The following is a 7,667-nucleotide window of genomic DNA, read 5'->3' on the forward strand; positions in this document are numbered from 1 at the left end:
CCACATTTGGACCGTGCCCGCTGTAGCTTTTGATTTTGCTCTTCAACACTCAAGCCTAGGCGAGGAGCCGAGTGGTGGGGCAAGAGCGTTTTGCTTACTTTTGACTGGGCCGGCATTCCGGCTTTTCGAAAGTGAGCGGAACCCATATCAGCCATAACAAAAATAACGGATATGTACACCACCCCAAAAAGCCCTACCGCAAGGGCCCCAAAACCTGCCGATACCGCTCCACCCCCTGGCCCGTCTCCCGCACCAGAACCACCTCGATCCCCAGCGGTTCCTCCTGCCGATTCCCACTCAACTGCCGCCACCCCTTGTCCCAAACCCGCACCTGCAAATCCCTGACCTGCCCAAGCACCGCCACCGCATCCCTGGGCGCCGGCAGCGGATACCGATCCCGCGCCGGTGCAGCTGCCCGGTACAGCGTGTCGCCCTTGAGCCACCACCGTACCCGTTGCAACCCATCCCCAGGAACCGGCGCACTCCGGATCACCTCCAACCGAAACCCTTTGCTATCCGAACTCCTCACCGACACCGCCGCCAACCCGCCAGGCTTCGGCGCGTCTTCGCCAATCGGCGGCCCCAACTCAACCCCCGCGCGCAAGCTCACATCCAGCTGCATCTGGTTCAGCGCCCGCAACAACACCTCAGTCTGCTCACTGCTGGCCTGCAAATGCTGATCAGCCCGGGTCACACTGTCCAACCCGCGCCAGGCAATCACACTGACCACCGCCATCAACATGATCGCCACCATCACCTCGATCAGCGTAAAACCCTTCTGGTCACTCATGACTCACCACCCGCAACAACCCCGCCGCATCCCGTTGCAGGCTCAGGCTGTATTGCCCATCCGACAGCACCACCCGCACCGGCGGGTTCACCCATTCAGCATCCAGCACCAATGTTTTCCCGGGCTCGATGCGCACCTGCATCGGCGCACTGTCCCAGGCCCGCGGACGCAGTTGCTGATCGCCGCTGAAGTTCTCCACTCCCAGCCCATCATCGGTCACGCGGCTGAAGCGAAATCCCTTGGCATCGGCTTTCCAGGTAATCGCCCGGCCATCGGCACGCGCCTCGGCCTGGGCCACCTGCAGCAATTGGCTCAAGCGTTCCGCGTCCTTGCGCAGCAGGTGCAGCGGATCAGGCTTGATGCTCAGGCTGATGGCCGCACTGGCGATGCCGATGATCACCAGCACCACCATCAACTCGATCAACGTGAAGCCCTGCTGTTTCATTTTTTGCTCCCTGATCAACCGCTGAAATAAAAAGGTGTGAATTGCCCTGTAGCCTGAGGCGACGGACAAACAGGAGGTCCCGCCCATGGCATTCATCCATCGTTTTTCACCCGCCCATGGCGTCCAGGCCTTGGCGTTGCTGGCGGCGCTGGCAGGGGTTGCGACCTGGACGCCGCTGTTGCTCACGTCGGCCGAGTCCCACACCCCGCAGGCCGCGCCCCAGGCGTTGGCGGCTCGCAGTGACAACCCCGCCGTGCAATGGTTTTCCAATACCCCGGCGGTGATGCAGATCAAGGTCTCCGGGGTGCTTGCCGGGGCGCGTGGGGCGGTGGCGATCCTCAGTCTCAACGACGGCCCGCCCCGCAGCTTTTTGTTGGGTGAACGCCTGAGCCCCGGCGTGCGGCTGACGGCCATTGAAGGCGATAGCGTGGAGATCGAGCGCGGCGCGGAAAAAATCCGCGTGCCCCTCGACAAGTTGCCCGACGGGCCGGCGTTGCCAAGCCTCATTCGGCAGTAACCGGGCGCTTCACCGGCGGGCGCCCCAGCAGTGTCTCCAGGCGTGCCAGGGGGGGCGCTTCACGGGTGGCGTCCAGCACCTGCACGCTGACCTGGAACAGGCGCCCATCCGGCCCGTTGCTGATGGTCTGTTCGCAACGCAGTTTCAGCCGGCCCTGGTCGCAGTCGAACGTCTTGCGCCCAGGGCTCACCCGACCTTCCAGGCGCAGTTCCGCCATCCGACCCTGGGCTGCCAGCAGCGCCATCGACTTGTCCCGCAGCAGGCCGTTGCTGGTGGTCATCAGCCCGGCCACGCGTACCGCCGCCGCCATGGCCACGGCGATGATCGCCAGTGCCACCAACACTTCAATCAGGGTGAAACCTTGCTCGTTGCGGGGCCCGCCCATGGCGTACTCAAAACCGGGAAACAGGCCCGCAGACTAGCCCCGGGAGTTGACCGATTGGCGACCAAAGCTCCCGAGGATTTTCAACATGACTGACATGTGTTCTTGCAACACTGCGCCACGAAATGCACTCAAGCCAAGGAATGTCGACATGGATATCGCACACTTCACGTCAGCGCGCAGGCAGCGCGGTTTCACCCTGATCGAGATCATGGTGGTCGTGGTGATCCTGGGGATTCTGGCGGCGCTGGTGGTGCCCAAGGTGCTCGACCGCCCCGACCAGGCGCGGGCCACAGCGGCCCGGCAGGACATTGGCGGGCTGATGCAGGCCCTGAAACTCTACCGCCTCGACCACGGCTCGTATCCCAGCATGAACCAGGGCTTGAAGGTGCTGGTGGAACGCCCGGCCGATGCGAAAAACAGCAACTGGCGCGCCTACCTCGAACGCTTGCCCAACGACCCGTGGGGCAACCCGTATCACTACCTCAACCCCGGGGCCAACGGCGAAGTGGATGTGTTCTCCCTCGGCGCCGACGGGAAACCTGATGGTGACGGCGTGAATGCCGATATCGGCTCCTGGCAGTTGTAGGGCCGGCGATGAACAGCCATTCGCCCCCAGCGGCGAAGCAGCGCGGCATGGCGATTATCAGTGCCTTGCTGATCGCGGCCGTGGTCGCGGTGCTTGCCGGCGCCATGCTCACCCGGCAAACCGTGTTCACCCGCAGCCTGGAAGCTGAACAACTGCGTATCCAGGGCCAATGGTTGTTGAATGGCGGCCTGGAAACCAGTCGCCAGCTCCTGTGGGACGCGCGCCGCCAGGACGTGTTGACCCGGCTCGATCAACCGTGGGCAAGGCCCCTCGGCGGTGCTTTCGAGGGGCGGATTGAGGATGAGCAGGGCAAGTTCAACCTGCGCAACCTGGTGACCCAACAACACCCGGACGCCGTGCAATTGCAGAGCTTCGAACGCCTGTGCCAGTTGATCGGCATCGAGCCGGCCGTGAGTCGCCGCATCAGCCGGCGAGTGATCGACTCATACGACCAGCGCGAGCTCGGCGCCTCACTCACCGGCGGCTTCAACAGCAGCCGGGATACCTCGCCCGGTGCCGCCGCGCCATTGATCCCGGCCAAGTACCCGATGTTGCGCAGCCTCACCGACCTCAGCGGTATCGAAGGCCTCGACCCGCGCCAACTGCGGCGCATGGCGAGCTATGTCAGCGTGCTGCCCGGCAATACCTGGGTCAACGGCAATACCGCCAGCGCCGAGGTGCTCAGCAGCGTGGTACCGGGGCTCAGCCTGTCCCAGGCCCAGGCACTGGTGGCCGAGCGCGACGGCGGGCGCTGGTTTGTCAATCGCGGGGATTTCGTCAACCGGTTGCGCATGCCACAAGTCGCGGTGGACACGGTGCAGGTGGGGATCACCAGCGAGTGGTTTCGCGTGCACGGCCAGGCGCGCCGCGAGCAGCGTCGGGTCACGCTGGAGGCGTTGCTGTATCGCCCGGAAGACCGTAAGCCCCAGGTGATCTGGTCGCGGGTGGGCGTATGAAGCGTTTGCGCATCGGCTTGCCGCCGCTGGATGAACTCACCACCGAGAGCCAGGTGCAGTTCGCCTGGCTGGACCGCGCCGGGCAGGTCAGCCAGCAGGGCGAGGGCCGCCTGGCGCAATGGGCGAATACCCAGGCGGAGTGTTTTCTGCATCCACGGGACAGCTTGCTGACCAGCCTGGAGCTGCCGCAATTGCCCTCCGCCAAGGTCGACGATGCAGTGACCTGTGCGGCCCAGGCATTGATCCTCGGCCCGCTGGAATTGATGCATGTGGCCCACGGTCCACGGGACAGCAGCGGCCTGGTGCAGGTCGGCTGGCTGCCCAAAAGCAGCCTTGAGCACCTGGGCCGGATAACGACCCAGCTGCAAATCAAAGTGCGTGGCCTGTACCCGGCGCCCTACGCGCTGCCGGTCAGCGGGCCAGCGAGCGCAGCCTTCTGCGACGGGCATTTGCTACTGCGCCATAGCCTGCAGCAGGGCGCGGTACACCCTCTGGGGCAGCAGGCGCTGGATGATCTGCTCGCCACCGGTGTCGATGTGCTCCATGTGGCCGACGATGCCCGTTGGAGCGGTACCGCGCCTGGCTGGGGTTTGCACGGTCGGCTCCAGCAGGCGGCCACCGGTGGCTGGGGCAGGGCGGCGGCCTGCACGGCGCTGGCGGTCGCCATCTGGGCCCTGGGCCTGAACCTCTACGCCGCCCGCCAGGTCGACGAAGGCCAACGCCTCAAGGCGCAGATGAGCCAGCAAGTACGCCAGGCCTTCCCCGAACTGCCGGTGATTCTCAACCCGCTGCAACAAGCCCGTCAGCAACTGGCCGCACGCCAGAGCGGCGCGGCGGCCGAACCTGGGCAGCGCTTTACCGGCTTGCTGGCGCTGGCGGGCAGCAGCCTGCCGTCCATGGCGGGCAGCGTCGAGAGCTTGAGCTACGAGCAAGGCCGCCTGCAGCTGAGCCTGCTGCCCGACGCCCGGACCCCGGCGCTGGCCGCTGACGCGCAGGCGCTGCTGGCCCAGGCCGGGTTCAGCGCCCGTCGCGACGACCAGGGCTGGACAGTCGGCCCGCTCACCGAGCGCGTTGAAGCCGATGCAGACGATGAGGCCGAAGATGAATAAGCGTTGGCAGCTTCTGCGCAGCCAGGCCCAGATGTTCTGGAACGGCCTGGCCATGCGTGAAAAACGTCTGTTGGTGGGTGCCGGCCTGGTGCTGGCGGGCCTGCTGACCTGGTTGCTGTTGATCCAGCCACCGCTGAAGAAGATCGACTACTGGCAAGCCGAAACCCCGAAACTGCGCAGCCAGGCCGAGGCCTTGCAGGTGCTGCTGCAAGGCGTCGCCCCAGCCCCGCGCAGCAGTGACCTGGAAACCGCCTTGCACCAGTCCCTCGACAACGCCGGGTTGCAGGGCCGCTATCAATTGCAGCCGCAGGACACCGGCAGCTGGCGCCTGACCTTCGACGATGCCCCGGCGGACGCGGTGATCGACTGGCTGCTGGCCAACCCCCGGCCGTTCTCCCTGGAAGTCTCTGCGGCCCGCCTGCAACGCGCAGGCGAGGCCACCCCTTCAAACTCGGCCGGCACCTTGTCCGGGACCGTTCGCATGGATCAGGCGCCTGGCGCTAAGGAAGCTTCATGAAGTGGTCATTGCCCAACGCTGCGCCTTATCGCAAGGTCGCCCCTTTGCTCTTGTTGGCGCTGGGAGCGTGCAGCAACCCCCAATCCTCCGCGCCGTTGCTGGTGGACAGCGAGCTCGGCCAACCCCTGGCCGACACCCGGCGCAGCGGCGACACACCACTGGACCGCCAGCGCGAAATCGTGCCGCCACCCCGGGTGCAACACCCGGTGACCAACAGCGCCCGCAGCCATGGCGCCGCACCGGCCAGGGCGCGCAACCCGCTGGGTGATCAACCGGTACAACTGAACTTCGTCGACGCCGATATCCAGGCGGTGGTGCGCGCCTTGTCTCGCGCCACCGGCCAGCAATTCCTGGTGGACCCGCGTGTCAAAGGCAACCTCACGTTGGTCAGCGAAGGCCAGGTACCGGCGCACCAGGCCTACGACATGCTGCTGGCGGCGCTGCGTATGCAGGGCTTCAGCGTGGTCGACGTAGGCGGCGTGGCCCAGGTGGTGCCTGAGGCGGACGCCAAGCTGCTGGGCGGGCCGATCTACAGCGGCGCCAACCCGGGCGGGCAGGGCATGCAGACCCGCACCTTCCGCCTGCAATACGAAAACGCGGTGAACCTGATCCCGGTGCTGCGCCCGATCGTGTCGCCGAACAACCCGATCAACGCCTACCCCGGCAACAACAGCATCGTGATCACCGACTACGCGGAAAACCTGGCGCGGGTGGCACAGATCATCGACGGCATCGACACCCCGAGCGCCATCGACACCGACGTGGTGAAGGTGCAGAACGGCATCGCCGTGGACATCGCCGCCATGGTCTCGGAGCTCCTCGAAACCCAGGGCGCCGACCAGACCCAGAAGATCAACGTGATTGGCGACCCGCGCTCCAACTCCATCATCATCCGCGCCGGCAGCCCGGAGCGCACGGAACTGGCGCGCAACCTGATCTACAAGCTCGACAACGCCCAGAGCAACCCGAGCAATATGCACGTGGTGTACCTGCGCAACGCCCAGGCCGGCAAGTTGGCGCAGTCGCTGCGGGGCTTGCTCACTGGCGAGAGCGACACCGGTACCAGTGACAATGCGCGGGGCAAGTTGAGCAGCATGGGCGGCAACACCCAGGGTGGCCAGGGCAACACCCAGAACAGCAGTGGCACCCCCACCGGCAGCGGCACTGCCCAGCCCAGTGGTTACGGGCAGGACACCAGCAGCATCGGCGCCTCTTCCCCCAACGACCAGAACACCGCGTTCAGCGCCGGTGGCGTGACGATCCAGGCGGACGCCACCACCAACACCTTGCTGATCTCGGCGCCGGACCCGCTGTATCGCAACCTGCGGGAGGTGATCGACATGCTCGACCAGCGTCGCGCTCAGGTGGTGATCGAGAGCCTGATCGTCGAAGTGGGTGAGGACGATGCCAGCGAGTTCGGGGTGCAGTGGCAGGCGGGGAACCTGGGCGGGAAGGGGGGCTTTGGCGGGGTGAACCTGGGGGGCAGCGGCTTGAATGGAACCCCCACCAGCAAGACCAGCATTGATGTGTTGCCCAAGGGTTTGAACATCGGGCTGGTGAATGGCTCGGTGGACATTCCGGGGATTGGCAAGGTGCTGGACCTCAAGGTGTTGGCCCGGGCGTTGAAGAGCAAGGGCGGGACCAATGTGTTGTCGACGCCGAACCTGCTGACCCTGGATAACGAGGCGGCTAGTATTTTTGTGGGGCAGACGATTCCGTTTGTCACCGGCAGTTATGTGACGGGCGGAGGCGGCACGAGCAACAACCCGTTCCAGACGGTGCAGCGCGAGGAAGTGGGGCTGAAGCTGAACGTGCGGCCGCAGATTTCCGAGGGGGGGACGGTGAAGCTGGATATTTATCAGGAGGTCAGCAGCGTCGACACGCGGGCTTCGGTGGATGCCGGGACGGTGACGAACAAGCGGGCGATTGATACGAGTATTTTGCTGGATGACGGGCAGATCATGGTACTTGGCGGGCTGTTGCAGGATGGGTATAGCCAGAGCAATGACGCGGTGCCCTGGTTGTCGGATATTCCGGGGTTGGGGGCGTTGTTCAGGAATGAAAAGCGCAGTGTGACGAAGACTAATTTGATGGTGTTTTTGCGGCCTTACATTATTCGTGACGGTGGGGCGGGGCGCAGTATTACGCTGAATCGCTATGAGTTTATGCGCAGGGCCCAGGGTGGGTTGCAGCCGGAGCATAGCTGGGCGATGCCGGATGTGCAGGCGCCGCAGTTGCCTTCGGTGGATAAGGCGATTCCCGGGGGGCAGGGGGTTAGGGCGGTGATTCGGGCGGTGCCGCGGTGATTTGGGGTTTGGATGGGGGGCATATCCGTTGCTGCGGTAACGGCCACCTATGGTTC

9 protein-coding genes are annotated in these 7,667 nt (G+C 65.0%); 6 read left to right on the forward strand and 3 right to left on the reverse strand.

Annotated features, from left to right (window positions below):
* Positions 1-193: 193 nt before the first annotated feature.
* Both HX811_RS08045 and gspH read right to left on the reverse strand, forming a co-directional pair.
* Positions 194-790 carry a type II secretion system protein GspJ gene (locus HX811_RS08045; protein ID WP_087695372.1) on the reverse strand — a complete coding sequence of 199 codons (597 nt, stop codon included), beginning with the start codon at positions 788-790 and terminating at the stop codon, positions 194-196.
* Positions 783-1,235, reverse strand: a complete 453-nt coding sequence (gene gspH, locus HX811_RS08050; protein ID WP_008431410.1) for a type II secretion system minor pseudopilin GspH — start codon at positions 1,233-1,235, stop codon at positions 783-785. The genes HX811_RS08045 and gspH overlap by 8 nt, the downstream gene beginning before the upstream one ends.
* Positions 1,236-1,320: 85 nt before the next feature.
* On the opposite strand from gspH, the gene HX811_RS08055 reads away from it, so the two are divergent.
* Positions 1,321-1,752 carry a type II secretion system protein N gene (locus HX811_RS08055; protein ID WP_177045486.1) on the forward strand — a complete coding sequence of 144 codons (432 nt, stop codon included), beginning with the start codon at positions 1,321-1,323 and terminating at the stop codon, positions 1,750-1,752.
* Here HX811_RS08055 and gspI read toward each other — a convergent pair.
* Complete coding sequence (gspI, locus tag HX811_RS08060; RefSeq protein WP_177045488.1) at positions 1,739-2,137, reverse strand: type II secretion system minor pseudopilin GspI; 399 nt, start codon at positions 2,135-2,137, stop codon at positions 1,739-1,741. The two genes, HX811_RS08055 and gspI, sit on opposite strands and share 14 nt — an antisense overlap.
* 148 nt (positions 2,138-2,285) lie before the next feature.
* On the opposite strand from gspI, the gene gspG reads away from it, so the two are divergent.
* The 5 genes from gspG to gspD are packed head-to-tail and all read left to right on the forward strand — an operon-like array spanning position 2,286 to position 7,611.
* The gene (gene gspG / locus HX811_RS08065) at positions 2,286-2,723 is read left to right on the forward strand and encodes a type II secretion system major pseudopilin GspG (protein WP_003218660.1); all 438 of its coding nucleotides are present in this window, start codon (positions 2,286-2,288) and stop codon (positions 2,721-2,723) included.
* Positions 2,724-2,731: 8 nt separating this feature from the next.
* Positions 2,732-3,679 carry a type II secretion system minor pseudopilin GspK gene (gene gspK, locus HX811_RS08070; RefSeq protein WP_177045490.1) on the forward strand — a complete coding sequence of 316 codons (948 nt, stop codon included), beginning with the start codon at positions 2,732-2,734 and terminating at the stop codon, positions 3,677-3,679.
* Positions 3,676-4,788 (forward strand): type II secretion system protein GspL, encoded by a 1,113-nt coding sequence (gspL, locus tag HX811_RS08075; RefSeq protein ID WP_177045492.1) that lies wholly within the window; start codon positions 3,676-3,678, stop codon positions 4,786-4,788. Before gspK ends, gspL begins: the two co-directional genes overlap by 4 nt.
* Positions 4,781-5,305: a type II secretion system protein GspM gene (gspM, locus tag HX811_RS08080; protein WP_177045494.1), complete on the forward strand. Its 525-nt coding sequence runs from the start codon at positions 4,781-4,783 to the stop codon at positions 5,303-5,305. Before gspL ends, gspM begins: the two co-directional genes overlap by 8 nt.
* Positions 5,302-7,611: a type II secretion system secretin GspD gene (gene gspD / locus HX811_RS08085; protein ID WP_177045496.1), complete on the forward strand. Its 2,310-nt coding sequence runs from the start codon at positions 5,302-5,304 to the stop codon at positions 7,609-7,611. Before gspM ends, gspD begins: the two co-directional genes overlap by 4 nt.
* Positions 7,612-7,667 lie beyond the last annotated feature (56 nt).

This window comes from Pseudomonas sp. F8002, assembly GCF_013385495.1.
Taxonomy (GTDB): domain Bacteria; phylum Pseudomonadota; class Gammaproteobacteria; order Pseudomonadales; family Pseudomonadaceae; genus Aquipseudomonas.

Coding starts and splice junctions, on each gene's coding strand:
- HX811_RS08045 (WP_087695372.1), bottom strand. CDS start 790: ATGAGTGACCAGAAGGGTTTTACGCTGATCGAGGTGATGGTGGCGATC.
- gspH (WP_008431410.1), bottom strand. CDS start 1,235: ATGAAACAGCAGGGCTTCACGTTGATCGAGTTGATGGTGGTGCTGGTG.
- HX811_RS08055 (WP_177045486.1), top strand. CDS start 1,321: ATGGCATTCATCCATCGTTTTTCACCCGCCCATGGCGTCCAGGCCTTG.
- gspI (WP_177045488.1), bottom strand. CDS start 2,137: ATGGGCGGGCCCCGCAACGAGCAAGGTTTCACCCTGATTGAAGTGTTG.
- gspG (WP_003218660.1), top strand. CDS start 2,286: ATGGATATCGCACACTTCACGTCAGCGCGCAGGCAGCGCGGTTTCACC.
- gspK (WP_177045490.1), top strand. CDS start 2,732: ATGAACAGCCATTCGCCCCCAGCGGCGAAGCAGCGCGGCATGGCGATT.
- gspL (WP_177045492.1), top strand. CDS start 3,676: ATGAAGCGTTTGCGCATCGGCTTGCCGCCGCTGGATGAACTCACCACC.
- gspM (WP_177045494.1), top strand. CDS start 4,781: ATGAATAAGCGTTGGCAGCTTCTGCGCAGCCAGGCCCAGATGTTCTGG.
- gspD (WP_177045496.1), top strand. CDS start 5,302: ATGAAGTGGTCATTGCCCAACGCTGCGCCTTATCGCAAGGTCGCCCCT.